Consider the following 17,981-nt stretch of genomic DNA (forward strand, 5'->3'; position numbering starts at 1 on the left):
TAAATCGCCCCGATCCGCAACCCACGGCCGTGTGAGGACAGCCCGGATGGAGCGATAATAACCGGCGTTCAGCCCGCCCCGCGGCCCTCACAACGAAGCCTTGCGTTCCGACCCTTTGACGGGCCCTCCGAACAATGGTTCATCAGCCTCCGAGATCAAGAAACCGAGATACGACCCTGAATCAAACGGAGTGAGACGATGAACGGTGCGGAAAGCCTGGTGCGGACATTGGTGGCGGGCAATGTGGATGTCTGCTTTGCCAATCCGGGAACGTCGGAAATGCATTTCGTTGCGGCGCTCGACCGCGTCGAAGGCATGCGCTGCGTGCTCGGCCTGTTCGAAGGCGTCGTCACCGGCGCGGCGGATGGCTACTTCCGCATGAAGGGCACCCCGGCCTCGACGCTGCTGCATCTCGGTCCCGGCCTCGCCAATGGCCTCGCCAACCTGCACAATGCCAAGAAGGCCAATTCGGGCATCGTCAACATCGTCGGCCAGCATGCCGTCTATCACATCGAATACAACGCGCCGCTGACCTCGGACATCGAGGGCCTCGCCCGTCCGATGTCGCAGTGGGTGCACACCTCGCCGGATTCCAAGTCGGTGGCCAAGGACGGCGCCGCAGCAATTGCCGCCGCCAAGGATCGCCAGATCGCGACGCTGATCCTGCCCGCTGACACCGCATGGGGCGCGGCCGATGGCGTGGCCCCGGTGCCGGCCGAGAAGCAGAGCGCCGGCTATTCGGCACAGGCCGTCGAGACTGCCGCCAGGATCATGAAGGACGGTGGCGCCTCGACGCTGCTGCTGATGACCGGCCAGGGGCTGACCGAAAAGGGCCTGGCGCTGGCCGAGCAGATCGCCGGCAAGACCGGCTGCAAGGTGATGGGCCAGACCTACAATCCGCGCATGGCGCGCGGTCGTGGCCGCTTCTCCATCGATCGCATTCCCTATGTGATCGAAGCCGCGCTTCCGCTGCTGAAGGACTTCAAGAACATCGTGCTGGTGGAAGCCAACGATCCCGTGGCCTTCTTCGCCTATCCGAACAAGCCGAGCATGCTGAAGCCGGAAGGCTGCGAAGTGCATCGCATAACCGCAGGCGGCGAGAACTCGATCGCTGCGCTGGAAGCGCTGGCCGGCGCGCTCGGTGCCAAGCCGTCGGACGTGAAGCCGCAGAAGCTCGCCGAACTGGTGAAGCCGACCGGTGCGCTGAACCACACCACGATTGCGCAGGCGATTGCCTATGCGATTCCGGAAAACGCCATCATGGTCGACGAGTCGCTGACCACCGGCCGCGGCTTCTTCCCGCCGACCGCAGCGGCTGCGCCGCATGACTGGCTGCAGAACATGGGTGGCTCGATCGGCTTCTCGACCCCGGTCGCCACCGGCGCCGCCGTGGCCTGCCCGGACCGCAAGGTGATCTGCATGGTCGGCGACGGCAGCGCGATGTACACGCTGCAGTCGCTGTGGACCCAGGCCCGCGAAGAACTTGACATCACCACCATCGTGTTCGCCAACCGCAAGTATCAAATCCTGCTCGGTGAATTCGCAGGCGTCGATGCTGGCGAGCCCGGCCAGCGCGCGCTGGATATGCTCAATCTCGATCGCCCGGCGCTCGACTGGGTGTCGCTCGCCAAGGGCATGGGCGTCCCCGGTGTCTCGGTGTCCAACGTCGACGACTTCAACAAGGCGCTCGCCAACGCGATCGCCGCGAAGGGTCCGAAGCTGATCGAAGTGGTGATGTGAGCAGCGGGTATCACCGCGGCTGACAAATACCCCGCTACCAAGCGGTGCCCCCAAATAGAGAAAGGCTCCGGATCACTCCGGAGCCTTTTCAGTACTGTTCCCTGCTGACGAAATGATACCAATGGAAACGCGTTCCGATTTTCCGCCACACGCAGCGCTTTCTCCGGCAGGGATTGTGCTCTGCAACCTGGGTGCATCGGGAACAATAGTTGTGAACATCGCGTTGCAAAGGGACAGCTACCGCACAGACAAGTTATTTCAGCGCACTCATAAGATCAGATGGCAAAAAATCGTTGGGACGACGAACAGATTGAAATTTTGAAAGGGCTTATCGCGCGTAAAGTATCGCTGGCCAGAGCCGCGGTGATCATGAAACGACCGCAGAGTTCCGTTCAGATCCAGGCACGCCGGCTCGGAGCACCATTCCCCGGTGTTCGAGCGACCAAGGCGCGGCTGAAAGCGCAAATCGATGAAGCCGAGAAGAAAGCGTTGCGGTGAAAAGCGCGATTGAGCTTGTAGTTGCCGCCTATGTCGATACGAACCAGCTAAGTGCGTTGCAAGATCTCAAGGTGCATCGCGAAACGCTGGCGGCGTCCGTCCGCAACAGAATGGACTTCAATTTCGGCGTACTGCTCGGGCAGCTCGACGACGACATCCGCGAAATCGAAGCCGGTATCCGGCGTTTGCGTGCTTCGATGGAAACGCGGCCAGCGGTCGAGTCCTAAGCTGGTGCGCGTCGGTCACGTTGCCAAGTCCTCCGTCTGTTCGCTCCAGCGCAGATAGTCGCGTGGTGAAATTCCCATCGAGCGACGGAACATGGCGCTGAAGGCACTTGGACTATCATAGCCGAGATCGAGCGCCACATTGGTCACCGGTTCGCGCATGGTCAGGCGCGACAATGCTTCCATCAATCGCACCTGCTGGCGCCATTCGGCGAAGCTCATGCCAGTCTCGCGGCGAAACAGCCGTGTCAGCGTCCGTCGTCCGAGGCCGCCGATCTGCGACCAGGATTCCAGATCCTGATTGTTGCCGGGCTCGCGCAGGATCGCTTCACAGATACGCGCGAGGCGGCGGTCCTGCGGCATCGGCGCGCGCAGCGGCACGGCCGGCATGCGGCCGATTTCAGCGAGCATCAAATTCATGATCTGGCCTTCGCGGCCGTCCATATCGTATTCGGTCGGGAAGGTGACGGCCTCGTTGAGCAGCGCGCGTACCAGCGACGACACTTCCATCAGCTGGCACGAGGTCGGCAGGCCGACCGTCGCGTCGGGTTCGACGTAAAGCGTACGGAGCTGCACGGTGCCCCAGCAGCGGCTTTGATGGACGACGCCGGGCGGGATCCACAGCGCATGCTGCGGCGATACGGTCCAGCTGCCGGTCTCGGTGATCACGGTCATGACCCCGGTCAGGCCGTGGAGAAATTGCGCGCGGCGGTGGCTGTGCCGGACTCCGACGCCGCCCGAGGAGAATTCGGCAGCCATCGCAACCACCGGGCGTTGTGCGGCCTGGAGTGCATCGGCGCGGCGGCCGCTGGCCTCGAAGCCGGAAAAACTCACCATGGCCGGCGGCGCGACGCGCTGGCGCGGCGTGTTGCACGAAATTGAAGAGATATGGCCCATACGCGACAAATCCTGACCCTGTGAAGACGGAGATGATGCGCCGACATCGTACCCTAGGATAGAGGTTTTGGGCGCATCGTTCCGGACGTTGCCATTCTCAAAGCAGGCTTCATGCCACTAGCGCGTTTTCCAGCGAAGTGGGTACCGGTTCGCATTAAGAAAACGCGTAAAACAACAATCCTGAGCCCCGTTCCGATTCAATCGGAACGGAAAAGGCTCGGGCAAAAACAAACGCAGGAATTCGATGACGCGCATTACTCTCATGACAACCCTGTCCAACACCATGGGCTTTCTGGAGGACCATCTGAAGCGGGCGGTTCCCGGCGCAGTCGTGACCACTTGGCCGGAAGTGGGGGCGCTGGACGGGGAGGTTGTGGTCTGCTGGAAACCACCCGCGGGCGTAATGGCGATCATGCCGAATTTGCGGCTGATCCACTCCATCGCCGCCGGTGTGGACAATGTGTTGTCCGACACGGCACTGCCGGACCTGCCGCTGTGCCGGATCGTGGATCCGCTGCTGGGCAAGGCGATGGCCGAATATGTGCTGTGGGGCACGCTGTATTTTCATCGCGAATTTGATCGCGTCTCCACCAATGCCCGCAATGGGCACTGGCATCGCTACGATCAGGTCGCTGCCGCCGAGAAGCGTGTCGGTATCCTCGGTCTCGGCACCCTCGGAATCCAGGCTGCCACGCTGCTGAAATCGGTCGGCTACAAGGTCTCCGGCTGGTCGCGCTCCGCAAAACAGGTCGAGGGTGTGGAGGTCCTCGCCGGTGACGCCGCGCTCGACGATTTCCTGGCGCAGACCGACATCCTGGTCTGTCTGCTGCCGCTAACGCAGAGCACGATGGGAATCCTGAATGCCGATTGCTTTGCCCGCCTGCCGAAAGGGGCGTCACTTATCCTATGCAGTCGGGGCGAGCATCTGAACGTACCGGATCTTGTCGCATCATTGCGTTCGGGCCATTTGCGCGGCGCTATTCTCGACGTGTTCGACAAGGAGCCGATGCAGCCTGACAATCCGCTGTGGACGGAGCCGGGTATTCTGGTGACGCCGCACATGGCCGGATTGGCCAAGCCACGCGTCATTGCCGACCAGATCGCCGAGAATATCCGCCGTCTCAAGGCCGGAGAGATTCTACTCAACCGCGTCGATCCGGCACTGGGATACTGAATGCCTGCTCATTCACGGAACATGTTCGGCTCTCGGACAACGCCGGCCCGATCGCGATGATGATCGGCCCGGCGACGGCGGCGGCTTGAATTTTGCAAGCTCATCCTTGCGCGTCAGTGCAACCCTGACGTTCAACCCTCTGGATCCATCGGGAGAGCTGAATGAATCGACGTGAGTTTGCGAAATTGCTGGGTTTGAGCGCTACGGCGCTGTCAGGCATCCCGCTCGGCATTACCCGCGCCACGGGGCAGACCAGAGGCGGTACGCTCAATACGATCATCCAGCCCGAACCGCCGATCCTGGTCACGGCGATCAATCAGCAACAGCCGACCCTCACCGTCGGCGGCAAACTCTATGAGAGCCTGCTGCGTTACGATTTCGATCTCAAACCGATTCCCGGCCTCGCCAAATCCTGGGAGGTTTCGCCGGACGGGCTGACCTACACGTTCAAGCTGTTTCCGAACATTACGTTTCACGACGGCAAGCCGCTGACGTCGGAAGACGTGATCTTCACCATGACCAAGGTGCTGATGGAAACCCATGCGCGCGGTCGCGTGACATTTGCGCGTATCGCGAAGGCGGAAGCGCCCGATCCACTGACGGTGATCTTCACGCTGAAGTCGCCCTTCGCGCCGTTCCTGACGTCGCTGGATTGCACCACGGCGCCGATCCTGCCGAAGCACATCTATGAAGGTACCGACTATCGCAAGAATCCCGCCAATGCGCAGGCAATCGGCTGCGGTCCGTTCAAGCTCAAGGAGTGGGTCAAGGGATCGCACATCCATTTTGTCCGGCACGAAGGATACCATCGGCCCGGCGAGCCCTATCTCGACGAAATCATCTACCGCGCGATCCCCGATGGTGCGTCGCGTACCGTGGCGGTAGAGCAGGGCAAGGTGCAGCTGACGCAGTGGGGCGATATCGAATTCTTCGAGGTGCCACGGCTGTCGAAACTGCCGAATTACGAGGTGTCCACCAAGGGCTACGAGTTCTTTGCGCCGCATCAATGGATCGAACTCAATAATCGCATTAAGCCGATGGACGACAAGCGTTTTCGTCAGGCCGTGATGCATGCGATCGACCGCAAGGCGATGCTGCAGCGAATCTATTTCGGGCTTGGCAAGCTGGCGACCGGCCCGATCTCGTCGAAGACACGGTTCTACGACAAGAACGTCAAGACGTATGACTACTCCCTCGACAAGGCGAAAGCGCTGCTCGACGAGATGGGGCTGAAGCCGGGTCCGGATGGCAAGCGCGTCACGCTGCGCTATCTGATCTCGCCGGTCAGCGAGGCCAATACGCGGGCCGCCGAATTCCTGCGCCAGTCACTCGGGCGCGTCGGCATCGATCTGCAATTGCAGACCACCGATATCGCCGGCTGGGCGCAAAAGTTCGCCGATTGGGATTACGATATGACCGGCAACCTGGTCTACCAGTTCGGCGATCCCGCGCTCGGTGTCGCGCGCACTTACATTACATCGAATATCAAGAAGGGCATCCTGTTCTCGAACACCGCCGGTTATTCCAATCCGGAAGTTGATCGCCTGTTCGAAGAAGCAGCCGTGGCGACATCCGATGACAAGCGGCAGGAGCTTTATAGTCAGGTCCAGAGAATTCTCGTTGACGATGTTCCGGTGGTCTGGACGTTCGAGCAGGACTATCCGAACTTCATCGACAAGCGGCTGAAGAACGTGTTGTCGACGGCGATCGGGGTGCACGAGACATTCGGGGCGGTGAGCTTCGGATGACGTTGAAGGTTTCAAATATCTTGCTACAAAGGAATTAAGATGAACAGACGTGAATTCGCGAAGCTATTGGGTTTGAGTGCGACTGCGTTTTCGGGAATTCCTCTCGGCGTCACCCGCGCCGTCGGTCAGACCAAGGGCGGCACGCTCAATACGATCATCCAGCCCGAGCCCCCGATCCTGGTGACGGCGCTCAACCAGCAACAGCCGACACTGACGCTGGGCGGCAAGATCTATGAGAGCTTGCTGCGCTACGGCGCCGATCTCAAGCCGCTGCCTGGTCTCGCTGAGTCCTGGACCGTTTCGCCCGACGGCCTCGTCTATACGTTCAAGCTGTTTCCGGGCATCACCTTTCATGACGGCAAGCCGCTGACCTCGGAAGACGTGGTGTTCTCGGTCACCAAGGTTCTCGTCGAAACCCACGCGCGCGCGCGCGGCACCTTCCTGCGCATCGACAAGGCCGAAGCGCCCGATCCGCTCACGGTCGTGTTCACGCTGAAGGCGCCGTTCGCACCGTTCCTCAATTCATTCGATTGCACCACAGCGCCGATCGTGCCGAAGCACATCTATGACGGCACCGATTTCCGCAAGAACCCTGCCAACGCCCAGGCGATCGGCTCGGGCCCGTTCAAACTCAAGGAATGGGTCAAGGGCTCACACGTTCATCTGGTCAAGCACGAGGGTTACTACCGCAAGGGCGAGCCGCATCTCGACGAAATTATCTACCGCGTGATTCCGGACGGCGCATCGCGCGCCGTCGCGCTCGAACAGGGCAAGGTCCAGTTGACGCAGTGGACCGACGTCGAACTGTTCGACGTTGCGCGTCTCTCGAAGCTGCCCAATGTCGAAATGACCACCAAGGGCTACGAGTTCTTCGCGCCGCATTTCTGGCTGGAGTTCAATCTTCGCGTCAAGCCGATGGACGACAAGCGCTTCCGCCAGGCGGTGATGTTCGCGGTCGATCGCAAAGCGCTGCTGCAACGCGTGTTCTTCAATCTCGGGAAGGTAGCGACCGGACCCGTTTCGTCGAAGACCCGGTTTTACGAAAAAGATGTCAAGCAGTACGACTACTCGCTGGACAAGGCGAAAGCCCTGCTCGACGAGATGGGCCTGAAGCCCGGTGCTGACGGCAAGCGTGTCAGCATCAAATTCTTGGTTCCGCCCTATGGCGAAATCTGGCAGCGCTCGGCCGAATTCTTCAAGCAATCGCTCGGTCGTGTCGGCATCGATCTGCAACTGGAAAATCTCGATCTCGCCGGCTGGGCCGAGCGCACCAGCAACTGGAATTACGAGATGACCTGTAATCTGCTTTACCAGTTCGGCGATCCGGCACTGGGCGTGTCGCGCAGTTACATCACGGCGAATATCCGCAAGGGTATTCTGTTCTCAAATATCGCGGGCTATTCCAATCCGGAAGTAGACCGGCTATTCGAGGAAGCCGCCGTGGCGACCTCTGACGCAAAACGTCAGGAACTCTACACGGCCGTGCAGAAAATTGTCGTAGAAGAAGTCCCGATCGCATGGATGGTCGAGCAAGACTTCCCCAACTTCATCGACAAGCGGTTGAAGAACGTCATCACCACCGGCATCGGTGTGCACGAGACTTTTGGAGCCGTGACGCTCGGTTGAAGCCGAAGTTACTGAAAGTCACTTGATGGCTTGGCTGTAGCCGGACGTGCAAGCGTCCGGCTACAGCCACTGTCAGGCGTCAATGTTTAAAGGAAGAGGCTATGAATAGACGTGAATTCGCGAAGCTGATGGGCGTGAGCGCGGTTGCGCTCTCGGGTATCCCCCTCGGCATCACCCGTGCCGCTGGCCAAACCAAAGGCGGCACGCTGAACACGATCATTCAGCCAGAGCCTCCGATCCTCGTCACGGCACTGAACCAGCAGCAGCCGACGCTGACACTGGGCGGCAAGATCTATGAGAGCCTGCTGCGTTACAGCCCTGACCTCAAGCCGCTTCCCGGTCTCGCACAGTCGTGGGAAGTGTCGCCGGACGGCCTGACCTATACGTTCAAGCTGTTTCCGGGCATCACCTTCCACGACGGCAAGCCGCTGACGGCTGATGACGTCATCTTCTCGATGACCAAGCTGCTGCCGGAGACCCATGCACGTGCGCGCGGTATTTACTCGCGCATCGAAAAGGCCGATGCCCCGGATCCGCTCACCGTGGTGTTCAAGCTGAAGTCGACCTTTGCCCCGTTCCTGACCGCGCTCGACTGCACGACGGGTCCGATCGTGCCGAAGCATATCTATGACGGCACCGAATATCGCAAGAACCCGGCCAATGCACAGGCGATCGGTTCGGGCCCGTTCAAGCTGAAGGAATGGGTGAAGGGCTCGCATGTTCATCTCGTCAAGCACGAAGGCTACTACCGCAAGGATCAGCCGTATCTCGACGAAATCATCTACCGCATCATTCCCGACTCCGCATCACGCGCCGTTGCGCTGGAGCAGGGCAAGATTCAGCTGACGCAGTGGAACGACATCGAAATGTTCGATGTGGCGCGGCTGTCGAAGCTGCCGAATTTCGAGATGACCACCAAGGGCTACGAATATTTCGCACCGCATCAGTGGCTTGAGCTCAACAACCGCATCAAGCCAATGGACGACAAGCGTTTCCGTCAGGCCATTGCCTATGCGCTCGATCTGAAATCGATGGCACAGCGCGTTTACTTTGGTCTGCCCAAGGTTGCGACCGGTCCGGTGTCATCAGCGACCAGGTTCTACGAGAAGGACGTCAAGCGTTACGACTACTCGTTGGACAAGGCGAAGGCGCTGCTCGACGAGATGGGGCTTAAGCCGGGTGCCGGCGGCAAACGCGTTACTATCAAGTATCTCACCCCGCCTTATGGTGAAATCTATCAGCGCGCGGCCGAGTTCATTCGCCAGTCGCTCGGCCGCGTCGGCATCGATGTGCAGATCGAGAACACCGACGTCGGTGGCTGGGCGGAGAAGTTCAGCAACTGGGACTACGAGATGACCGGCAATCTGGTCTATCAGTTCGGCGATCCCGCGCTCGGCGTGTCGCGCACCTACATCTCGTCGAATATCAAGAAGGGCATCCTATTCTCGAACACGGCAGGCTATTCCAATCCGGAAGTCGACCGTCTGTTCGAAGAGGCTGCAACCTCGACCTCCGAGGCCAAGCGTCAGGAACTGTACAGCCAGGTTCAGAAGATCCTGGTCGAGGATGTGCCGGTGGTCTGGATGTTCGAGCAGGCTTATCCGACGTTCATCGACAAGCGCCTCAAGAACGTGACTACAACAGCGATCGGCGTGCATGAATCGTTCAGCGACGTGAGCTTCGGATGACGGCGGTGTCGGTCGATGCAAAAGGCGGTCGCGTTTTCGCGGTCGCCCTCGCGCTCGCGGGATGGATTGTCAAATTCGTCGCGGTCGTTCTGGTCATTGCGACCTTCAACTTCATTCTCGTTCATGCCGCACCTGGCGATCCCGCGCAGGTCATCGCCGGCCAGAGCGGCGCATCGGATGAAAAGCTTCTGGAGCAGCTGCGCGCTGAATATGGGCTCGACAAGCCCTATCCGATTCAGCTCGCCACCTATCTGAAGCGCGTCGTGACGCTCGACCTCGGCTATTCCTATCGCCAGCAACGGACCGTGGCGTCGCTCATTCTCGAGCGTCTGCCGGCAACACTGCTGCTGACGGCGACGGCTTTCACTCTCGCACTGCTGTCGGGTATCATTCTGGGCACGCTGGCCGGTGTTCGTGCTGGCAAGTGGTCAGATACGTTGCTGACGATCGTGTCGCTGCTGCTTTATGCAACGCCGGTGTTCTGGCTTGGACTGATGCTGGTTTTGCTGTTTTCGGTGCAACTCGATTGGCTGCCGGCCTTCGGCTATGTCACCATCGGCGTGCCGATGACGACACTGCAGCGCATGGGCGATATCGGGATGCATCTGATCCTGCCGGCGGTGTCGCTCGCAGCGGTGTATCTCGCGATCTATACACGTCTGATGCGCTCGTCGGTGCTGGACGTCACCCATCAGGACTTTATCAAGACCGCGAAGGCCAAGGGGCTGAAGCAGGGCCGCATCATCATTCGCCATATCCTGCGCAATGCGATGCTGCCCATCGTGACTGTCGCGGGTATGCAGGCCGGTGCGCTGGTTGGCGGTGCGGTGGTGATCGAGACCGTGTTCGCCTGGCCGGGTCTCGGCCGTCTCATCTATGACGCGCTGTTGCAGCGCGATTATCCGGTGTTGCTGGGCGTGTTCCTAGTGATGTCGGTGATCGTGATTGCGCTCAATCTTCTCACCGATGCGATCTACCGGGTGATCGATCCACGCGTCTCCGTGCGTGCGGCATCGTGAACGGGATTATATGATGTCTACGCTCAAATCGTTTCTCCGCCATCCCACCGGGATGATTGGTCTGATCGTCCTCCTCGCGGTGGTCCTCCTCGCGGTGACGGCTCCGTGGCTGTTCCCCGACGACCCCTGGGATATGGTCGGCGCGCCGTTCCAGCCGCCGTTCAGCGAAGGGCTCTGGCTCGGCTCCGATATGCTCGGCCGTGACGTCGCTGCCGGCATCGCGCATGGTGCGCGCATCTCGCTGATCATCGGCGTCATTTCGACACTGACCTCCCTGGTTATCGGCGTCACCATCGGCGCCATCGCCGGCTATTTCGGCGGCAAGGTCGATGAGGTGATGATGCGCATCACCGAGCTGTTCCAGACCATCCCGGGCTTCATTCTTGCGATTTTGCTGGTCGCGACCATCGGACCGAAGATCTCCAACATCATCTTTGCCATCGGCATCGTCAGCTGGCCGCCGCTGGCACGCCTGACGCGCGCCGAGTTCATGCGGCTGCGTGGGCGTGAATTCGTTCAGGCTGCGGTCTGCCAGGGCCAGCGTCCGCTGACCGTGGTGCTGCGCCGCATCCTGCCGAACGCGATCTCGCCGATTATCGTCACCGGATCGCTTGCGGTCGCCAGCGCCATCCTGATCGAGAGCGCGTTGAGCTTCATGGGTCTCGGCGATCCCAATCTGATGTCGTGGGGCTTCATGATCGGCGCTGCGCGCACCGTGATCCGGCAGGCGTGGTGGATGAGCGTGTTTCCCGGTCTAGCCATCCTGCTCACGGTGCTCGCCATCAATCTCGTGGGTGAAGGTCTCAATGACACGCTGAACCCCCGTATCTCACGCAAGCGATAGTATCCATGACCGACAAAACACTGCTTGCCATCGAGAACGTCTCTATCAGCCTGCCGCCGGGCGCAGATCGTCCTTTTGCCATCGAAGACGTATCGCTCACCGTCAACCGCAACGAAATCGTCTGTCTGGTCGGCGAGTCCGGCTCCGGCAAGTCGATGACCGCGCATGCGATCCTGCGACTGCTGCCCGACCGAACGGGCGTTGCGCAGGGCAGCATCAGCTTCAATGGTAACGACATCGCCAAGGCCGATGAGCCGACAATGCGCAAGCTGCGCGGCGGCGCGATCTCGATGATTTTCCAGGAGCCACTCAGCGCGCTCAATCCGCTGGCCCGTGTCGGCCAGCAGATTGCGGAATCGATCATCACACACACCAAGCCGACGCCGTCCAAGGAGGCGGTGGATGCGCGCGTGCAGGAACTGATCCGCGACGTCGGTTTGCCGGATCCGGTGGCGCTCGCGCGCAGCTTTCCGTTCCAGCTCTCGGGTGGCCAGCGCCAGCGCATCATGATCGCGATGGCAATGGCCAACAATCCGGCGCTGCTGCTGGCCGACGAGCCGACCACCGCGCTCGACGTGACCACGCAGAAGCAGATTCTGGCGCTGGTGAAGAAGCTGCAGTCGGAGCGCGGCATGGGCGTGCTGCTGATCACCCACGATTTTGGCGTTGTTGCCGATGTCGCTGATCGCGTCGTGGTCATGCGCAACGGCCGTGTCGTTGAGCAGGGCACCGTCGACGAGGTCCTGCGAAATCCGAAGGACGATTACACCAAGAGCCTGATCGCCGCCGTCCCCGGCGCGCGCTCGCTGACCAAAGCCGATCGCAAGATCACCGGTGAGCCGTTGCTCGATGCGGTCGGGCTGAACAAGACCTTCATCACCAAGCAGGGCATGTTCCTGCCGCCGCGCCGGACCGATGCAGTACAGAATATCTCGCTCGGTCTGAAGGCGCGCGAGACCGTGGCCATCGTCGGCGAGTCCGGTTCGGGCAAGTCCACGCTGGGTCGGTTGATCATGCGGCTGATCGAGCCTGATACCGGCTCGGTGCATTTCGATGGCAAGGATCTGCTATCACAGCGCGGGGAGAAATTGCGCCAGATGCGCCGCAAGATTCAGATCGTGTTCCAGGATCCCTTCGCGGCTCTCGATCCGCGGCAGAAGGTCGGCGACGCGATTGCCGGCGGCCCGATTGCCTATGGCACGCCCTCCAAGGAAGCCATGGCCGATGCCAAGCGCCTGTTGGCCCGCGTTGGCCTACAGGAGAGCGCAGCCAACCGCTATCCGCACGAATTCTCCGGCGGTCAGCGGCAGCGCATCTGTATCGCGCGTGCGCTGGCCCTGAAGCCCTCGGTGCTGGTGGCGGACGAGGCCGTCTCGGCGCTCGACGTGTCGGTGCAGGCGCAGGTGCTGCAGCTCCTCGCCGAACTGCGCGAGGAGATGAATCTGGCCATGATCTTCATCACCCATGACTTGCGTGTCGCCGCCGAAATCGCCGACCGCATCGTGGTGATGCGGCGCGGCGAGATCGTCGAGCAGGGCGAAACGCAGAAGATCTTCCAGAATCCGAGCGACGCTTATACGCGTGCGCTGCTGGATGCGATTCCCGGCCGCGCGATGTTCGCCGGTCCGGGTGCCAGGCAGGCGGAAGTCGTTTCCGTATAAAATTAAGCCCGCCAGACTCTGCGTCTGGCGGGCTTCGTAATTCTACCAGGTCAATCCAGCTTGACGTTGGCCTCGGTCACGACCTTGCGCCAGCGCGCCACCTCGGCCGACACCATCTTGCCGAAGTCGGCACCGGCCACATCGGGCACATCGGAGCCGTTGCGTTCCCACGCTTCCTTGATCGCCGGCACCTGCAATGCAGCTTTCAATTCCTTCGCCATGCGCTCGACCACGTCGGGCGGCGTGCCCTTGGGGGCGAACAGCCCGTACCAGGTGGCGACTTCATAATTCGGCAAACCGGCTTCCGCCGCGGTCGGCAGATCGGGGAAGGCTGCCACGCGCTTCGGAGCGGCAATCGCCAGCGCGCGGAGTTGCCCCGCGCGGATTGGCGCGGCGGACGAGCCGAGACCGTCGAACACGACGGGCACGTGACCGGCGATCAGGTCCTGCATGGCCGGTCCGGCGCCGCGATAGGGCACGTGCTGGATCTTGGTCTGGGTCAGGATCTTGAACAGCTCGCCGGCCAGATGATGCGTGGTGCCGGCACCTGCCGAACCATAGGAGAGCTTGTCCGGGTTGGCCTTCGCATAGGCGATGAATTCACCCAGTGTCTTGGCGGCGACCTTGTCGGGATTGACCACGATAACCTGCGGTGGTCGTGCGATCAGCGCCACCGGGATGAAGTCTTTCTCGATGTCATAATCGAGGGTGGGATAGAGCGACGGGGCGATCGCGTGATGCGCGGCACCCATGAAGAAGGTGTAGCCGTCAGGCGCCGCCTTGGCAGCCGCCGAAGCGCCGACCGTGCCCCCGGCACCGGCGCGGTTTTCGATGATGACGCGCTTGCCAAGCTGGGTATCGAGCTGCGCCGCCAGTGGTCGCGCAAAGGCGTCGGTGCCGCCGCCGGCTGCGAAGGGCACGATGAAGGTGACTTGTTTCTGAGGCCACGCCTGGGCGTGAGCGCCTGACGTAATGGCCGAACAGCTCGCCATGACGGCGAGCAAGGCGACGTGAACGGCTTTGATCCGCACGGTAATCCTCCCGATCTTGATGCGTCATTGGGCGACGCTTGGTCTTATGTTCGGCGAGATGCTCTGTGGATGCAAGGTATCCGGCACCGGTATAACTCACACTATAGTCGGTATGGTTACGCCAATGGAACCGGACAAGGCTGTCCGTTGAGGCGTTTAGCCGCTAGCCACCCGCGGCTAGGCGCCGGCGGCCATTTTTTCTGCGGCGATCATCTCGATATGCGGAACTGCATCGACGAGCTCGCGGGTGTAGTCGGTCTTCGGGCTGTCGAACAACTGATGACTCTCGCCTTCTTCGACTATGGCGCCATTGCGCAGCACGATGGTCCGCTGGCACATCATGCGCACGACGTTGAGATCGTGGCTGACGAACAGGAAGGCGAGATTGTCTTCGCGGCGCAGACGGTCGAGGAGCTGCAACACCACCGCCTGAACGGAGACGTCGAGCGCGGCCGTCGGCTCGTCCAGCACCAGAAGCTTCGGCCGGCAGGCAATCGCGCGCGCGATGCCGATGCGGGCTTTCTGGCCGCCCGACAGCTGGTGCGGAAACCGTTCCAGCAGATTGGCAGGCAGGCCGACGCGGTGAGCGCATTCGCCGACACGCTGGCGCAACGCCGCTCCATTGCGCATGCCGAGCAGGCGGATCAGCGGATGCGCGATACAGTCGAAGGCGTTGAAGCGCGGATTGAGGCTGTCGTTCGGGTCCTGGAAGACGATCTGGATCTCGCGGCGCTGCGGCGCCCGGTGGAATTCGCGCGCGGGAATATGGCTGATCGACTGGCCGTTGAAATTGATGGTGCCTTCGGTCTGATCGAGCAAACGGCAGATCATGCGCGAGGTCGTGCTCTTGCCGGAGCCGGATTCGCCGACAAGTCCAACGCTTTCGCCAGGCGCAATCGCCATCGAGAAATTCTCGACGCCAACAGTGCCGTCGTCGAAACGTTTGACGAGATCGAGAACTTCCAGCAGCGGCGGCGTGCCATGCGCCGGCTTTGGCGGCGGAGCGAGGGGGACGGCCGGTACCAGCAGCTTCTCGTCGTCGGTCACGAGATCCTCGACCCGCGAGGTTGCGGTTGGCGACGCTGCGACGAGCCGCTTGGTGTAGGGATGCTGCGGCGACCGGAACAGCGTCAGGGCGTCGGCCTCCTCGACCAGTCTGCCCTGTTCCATCACCACGACGCGGCGGCAATAGCGGGCGGCGAGGCCGAGATCGTGGGTGATGAGGATCGTCGCCATACCCCGCTCGGCGGCGATGTTAGCGAGGAGATCCATCACCACTTTCTGCGTGGTGACGTCGAGGCCGGTTGTCGGCTCATCCGCGATCAGCAACGCCGGATTGCTGGAGATCGCCATGGCGATCATCACGCGTTGGCACATGCCGCCAGAGAGTTCGTGCGGATAGGCGTTCATGCGCTTTTCGGGATCGCGGATTTTCACCGCACGCAGCAATTCGAGGGATTGCGCGCGTGCCTCGGAGGCGGAGATCTTGCGATGCGCCAGAATGGCATCGGCGATCTGCTGGCCGATAGCGCGGATCGGATTGAGCGCGCCGCGCGGATTCTGGAAAATCATCGCCATTGCCGAGCCGTGCATCTCACGCAGGCTGGCGCTGGTCATCTTGGTGATGTCCCGATCGCGGAACGAGATACGGCCGCCGGAGATCTTGCCCGACGCGTCCAGTAGGCGTGTCATCGCAAAACCCGTGACGGATTTTCCGGAGCCGCTCTCACCGACGATCCCTAGCGTTTCGCCCTCGGCAAGCGACAACGAAATTCCGCGCACGGCCTCGACCGGGCCGCGGCGTGTGGAGAAGGTGACCTGAAGGTTTTCGATATCGAGCAGCGGTTTCGGTGTCGTCATCACGTTCGCTGCGCTCATGTACGTTGTCTAGGATCAAGAATATCACGCAGCCCGTCGCCGAGCAGATTGAAGCACAGCACAGCGAGCATCAGCGCCAGGCCAGGGAAGGCGACCAGCCACCATTTGCCAGTGGAGATAAAGCGCGCGCCTTCGGCGACCATGATGCCCCATTCCGGCGTCGGTGGTTTCACGCCAAGGCCAATGAAGGAGAGACCGGCGGCATTGATAATGGCCCAGCCGAGATTGAGCGACATCTGCACCACCATCGCGGGCAGCACGTTCGGCAGCAAAAAGCGCAGTACGACGGAGACATGGCTGTCGCCGCAAGCGCGAGCGGCCTCGACCCAGCCCAGGTTGCGGCGCACGTTCACTTCTGCGCGTGCAAAGCGGATATAGAACGGCAGGTTGATGATGGCGGTGGCGATCACGATGTTCTCGACGCGATTGCCGAGGGCGGCGACCATGGCCATGGCCAGCACGAATAGCGGGAACGCCATCAGCACGTCGACGAAGCGGCCAACAGCGCGATCCAGCTTGCCGCCCGAATAGCCGCAGAGGGCACCGATGACGGCGCCCAGCGCGAAGGAGATACCGACCGCAGAGACGGCGATGGCGAGGTCGAGCTGTGCGGCGACGATGATGCGGCTGAACACATCACGGCCGAGCTGGTCGGTGCCGGCCCAATGCGCGGCACTCGGTGGCATCAGCGCGTTCTGAACGTTTGACGCGATGGGATCATAGGGCACGATCCACGGACCGAAAATGCCGACAAAGATCAGCAGCGATGCACCGATGGCGGCGACACCGGTAATGGGGTTGCCGCGCAGGATGAAGGCGGCGTGTTGAAGTGTTGCGCTGCTCATCCGATGGAAATCCTGGGATCGGCGATGCCATAGAGCACATCGACGACGAGATTGACGATAACGAAGACCGACGCCATCAACAGCACGAAGCCCTGCACCGGTGCATAGTCCGACGACAGCAGCGCATCGAGCGCGTAGGAGGCGACGCCGGGCCAGGAAAACACTTTCTCCACCAGCACATTGGCGCCGAGCATGGTCGAGAACACGATGCCGGCAATGGTGATGACAGGCAGGATCGCATTACGCAGCGCATAGGTGACGATGATGCGCCACCATGACAGGCCGACAGAACGCGCGGTGCGAACGAAGTCGCTGCCGAGCGAGGCCAGCATCGAGGCGCGGGTGATACGCGCCAACGGGGCGATCACAAACAGCGCCATGGTGCAGGCCGGCAGGATCAATTGCTTGAACGCGGCCCACCAGCCATCGAAGTCGCCGGCGAGCGCAAAGTCGATCAACAGGAAGCCGGTATGTGCTGGCGGCAGCGTCGTGAAGATATCGACGCGCCCGGTCGGATCGGGCGACACGCCGAACAGATAATAGAAGATATAGATCAGCAGCAGGCCCGACACGAAGGTCGGGACACAGACCCCGAGCGCGCAGAATAGCCTCACGCCGTGATCGACCAGCGATCCTGGTTTCAGTGCCGCAAGGACACCCAGCGGGATTGCGAGAACAAGTGCGATCAGGAGTGCCGAGAAGGTCAGTTCGAGGGAGGCGGGCAGGCGCTCACGCAGGTCCTTGGTAACGTTCTGGCCCGTCATCAGCGAGCGGCCAAGATTGCCGCGGCCGACGTCGTAGAGATACAGGAACAGTTGCTGTGGCACGGGCTTGTCGAGACCCATCTGTTTGCGGATGGTCTCGATCTCTTCCTTGCCGGAGTTGGGTCCGGAGGCAAAGAACACGGCGGGATCGCCCGGCAAGACGCGCATCAGCAGGAAGGTGAAGATCAGCACGCCGAACAACGCAGGCAAAGAGGATGCGAAGCGTCGCGCTGCGCGGATGGCCGTTGCGCCCAGAGTCGTCATGATCGGTTACTTGTAGTCATGGGCAGCTCGCTGCAGTGAAGGTCGCAAGCTGCGTAAATCCGAAGCGCCGCTGAGAGGCG

The 17,981-nt window shown here is 61.4% G+C and carries 15 protein-coding genes; 10 read left to right on the forward strand and 5 right to left on the reverse strand.

Features of this window, described 5'->3' with window-relative positions:
- The first annotated feature begins 198 nt into the window (after positions 1–198).
- From AB7813_RS28220 to AB7813_RS28230, 3 genes are all read left to right on the forward strand, one after another.
- Positions 199–1,740: an acetolactate synthase large subunit gene (locus tag AB7813_RS28220; RefSeq protein WP_093761088.1), complete on the forward strand. Its 1,542-nt coding sequence runs from the start codon at positions 199–201 to the stop codon at positions 1,738–1,740.
- A gap of 279 nt (positions 1,741–2,019) precedes the next feature.
- On the forward strand, positions 2,020–2,238 hold the full coding sequence (locus tag AB7813_RS28225; protein ID WP_068737424.1) for a hypothetical protein: 219 nt from the start codon (positions 2,020–2,022) through the stop codon (positions 2,236–2,238).
- Positions 2,235–2,465, forward strand: a complete 231-nt coding sequence (locus AB7813_RS28230) for a hypothetical protein (RefSeq protein WP_068737422.1) — start codon at positions 2,235–2,237, stop codon at positions 2,463–2,465. Before AB7813_RS28225 ends, AB7813_RS28230 begins: the two co-directional genes overlap by 4 nt.
- Positions 2,466–2,480: 15 nt before the next feature.
- Here the strand turns inward: AB7813_RS28230 and AB7813_RS28235 are convergent, their stop codons facing one another.
- The gene (locus AB7813_RS28235; protein ID WP_210269248.1) at positions 2,481–3,359 is read right to left on the reverse strand and encodes an AraC family transcriptional regulator; all 879 of its coding nucleotides are present in this window, start codon (positions 3,357–3,359) and stop codon (positions 2,481–2,483) included.
- A 262-nt stretch (positions 3,360–3,621) separates the two neighbouring features.
- Here AB7813_RS28235 and AB7813_RS28240 point away from each other — a divergent pair, with 262 nt between their 5' ends.
- The 7 genes from AB7813_RS28240 to AB7813_RS28270 all read left to right on the forward strand — a co-directional run bounded on the left by AB7813_RS28240 (position 3,622) and on the right by AB7813_RS28270 (position 13,119).
- Positions 3,622–4,533: a 2-hydroxyacid dehydrogenase gene (locus tag AB7813_RS28240; RefSeq protein ID WP_439082858.1), complete on the forward strand. Its 912-nt coding sequence runs from the start codon at positions 3,622–3,624 to the stop codon at positions 4,531–4,533.
- A gap of 161 nt (positions 4,534–4,694) precedes the next feature.
- Positions 4,695–6,281, forward strand: coding sequence for an ABC transporter substrate-binding protein (locus AB7813_RS28245; protein WP_439082857.1), 1,587 nt, complete (start codon positions 4,695–4,697; stop codon positions 6,279–6,281).
- A gap of 39 nt (positions 6,282–6,320) precedes the next feature.
- Complete coding sequence (locus AB7813_RS28250) at positions 6,321–7,907, forward strand: ABC transporter substrate-binding protein (RefSeq protein WP_439082856.1); 1,587 nt, start codon at positions 6,321–6,323, stop codon at positions 7,905–7,907.
- A 101-nt stretch (positions 7,908–8,008) separates the two neighbouring features.
- Positions 8,009–9,595 (forward strand): ABC transporter substrate-binding protein, encoded by a 1,587-nt coding sequence (locus AB7813_RS28255; RefSeq protein ID WP_120288813.1) that lies wholly within the window; start codon positions 8,009–8,011, stop codon positions 9,593–9,595.
- Positions 9,592–10,614 carry an ABC transporter permease gene (locus tag AB7813_RS28260; RefSeq protein ID WP_439082855.1) on the forward strand — a complete coding sequence of 341 codons (1,023 nt, stop codon included), beginning with the start codon at positions 9,592–9,594 and terminating at the stop codon, positions 10,612–10,614. The genes AB7813_RS28255 and AB7813_RS28260 overlap by 4 nt, the downstream gene beginning before the upstream one ends.
- Before the next feature lie 13 nt (positions 10,615–10,627).
- Complete coding sequence (locus tag AB7813_RS28265) at positions 10,628–11,458, forward strand: ABC transporter permease (protein ID WP_089268033.1); 831 nt, start codon at positions 10,628–10,630, stop codon at positions 11,456–11,458.
- Between the two features lie 5 nt (positions 11,459–11,463).
- Positions 11,464–13,119: a dipeptide ABC transporter ATP-binding protein gene (locus AB7813_RS28270; protein ID WP_439063155.1), complete on the forward strand. Its 1,656-nt coding sequence runs from the start codon at positions 11,464–11,466 to the stop codon at positions 13,117–13,119.
- Between the two features lie 50 nt (positions 13,120–13,169).
- On the opposite strand, the gene AB7813_RS28275 is transcribed toward AB7813_RS28270, so the two are convergent.
- From AB7813_RS28275 to AB7813_RS28290, 4 genes are all read right to left on the reverse strand, one after another.
- Positions 13,170–14,150 (reverse strand): Bug family tripartite tricarboxylate transporter substrate binding protein, encoded by a 981-nt coding sequence (locus AB7813_RS28275; protein WP_439082854.1) that lies wholly within the window; start codon positions 14,148–14,150, stop codon positions 13,170–13,172.
- 177 nt (positions 14,151–14,327) lie between these two features.
- Positions 14,328–16,028 carry a nickel ABC transporter ATP-binding protein NikE gene (nikE, locus tag AB7813_RS28280; protein ID WP_439082853.1) on the reverse strand — a complete coding sequence of 567 codons (1,701 nt, stop codon included), beginning with the start codon at positions 16,026–16,028 and terminating at the stop codon, positions 14,328–14,330.
- Complete coding sequence (locus AB7813_RS28285; RefSeq protein ID WP_439082852.1) at positions 16,025–16,873, reverse strand: ABC transporter permease; 849 nt, start codon at positions 16,871–16,873, stop codon at positions 16,025–16,027. Before AB7813_RS28285 ends, nikE begins: the two co-directional genes overlap by 4 nt.
- On the reverse strand, positions 16,870–17,901 hold the full coding sequence (locus AB7813_RS28290; RefSeq protein WP_170849808.1) for an ABC transporter permease: 1,032 nt from the start codon (positions 17,899–17,901) through the stop codon (positions 16,870–16,872). The genes AB7813_RS28285 and AB7813_RS28290 overlap by 4 nt, the downstream gene beginning before the upstream one ends.
- Positions 17,902–17,981 lie beyond the last annotated feature (80 nt).

The organism is Tardiphaga sp. 20_F10_N6_6 (genome assembly GCF_052076045.1).
Taxonomy (GTDB): domain Bacteria; phylum Pseudomonadota; class Alphaproteobacteria; order Rhizobiales; family Xanthobacteraceae; genus Tardiphaga; species Tardiphaga robiniae.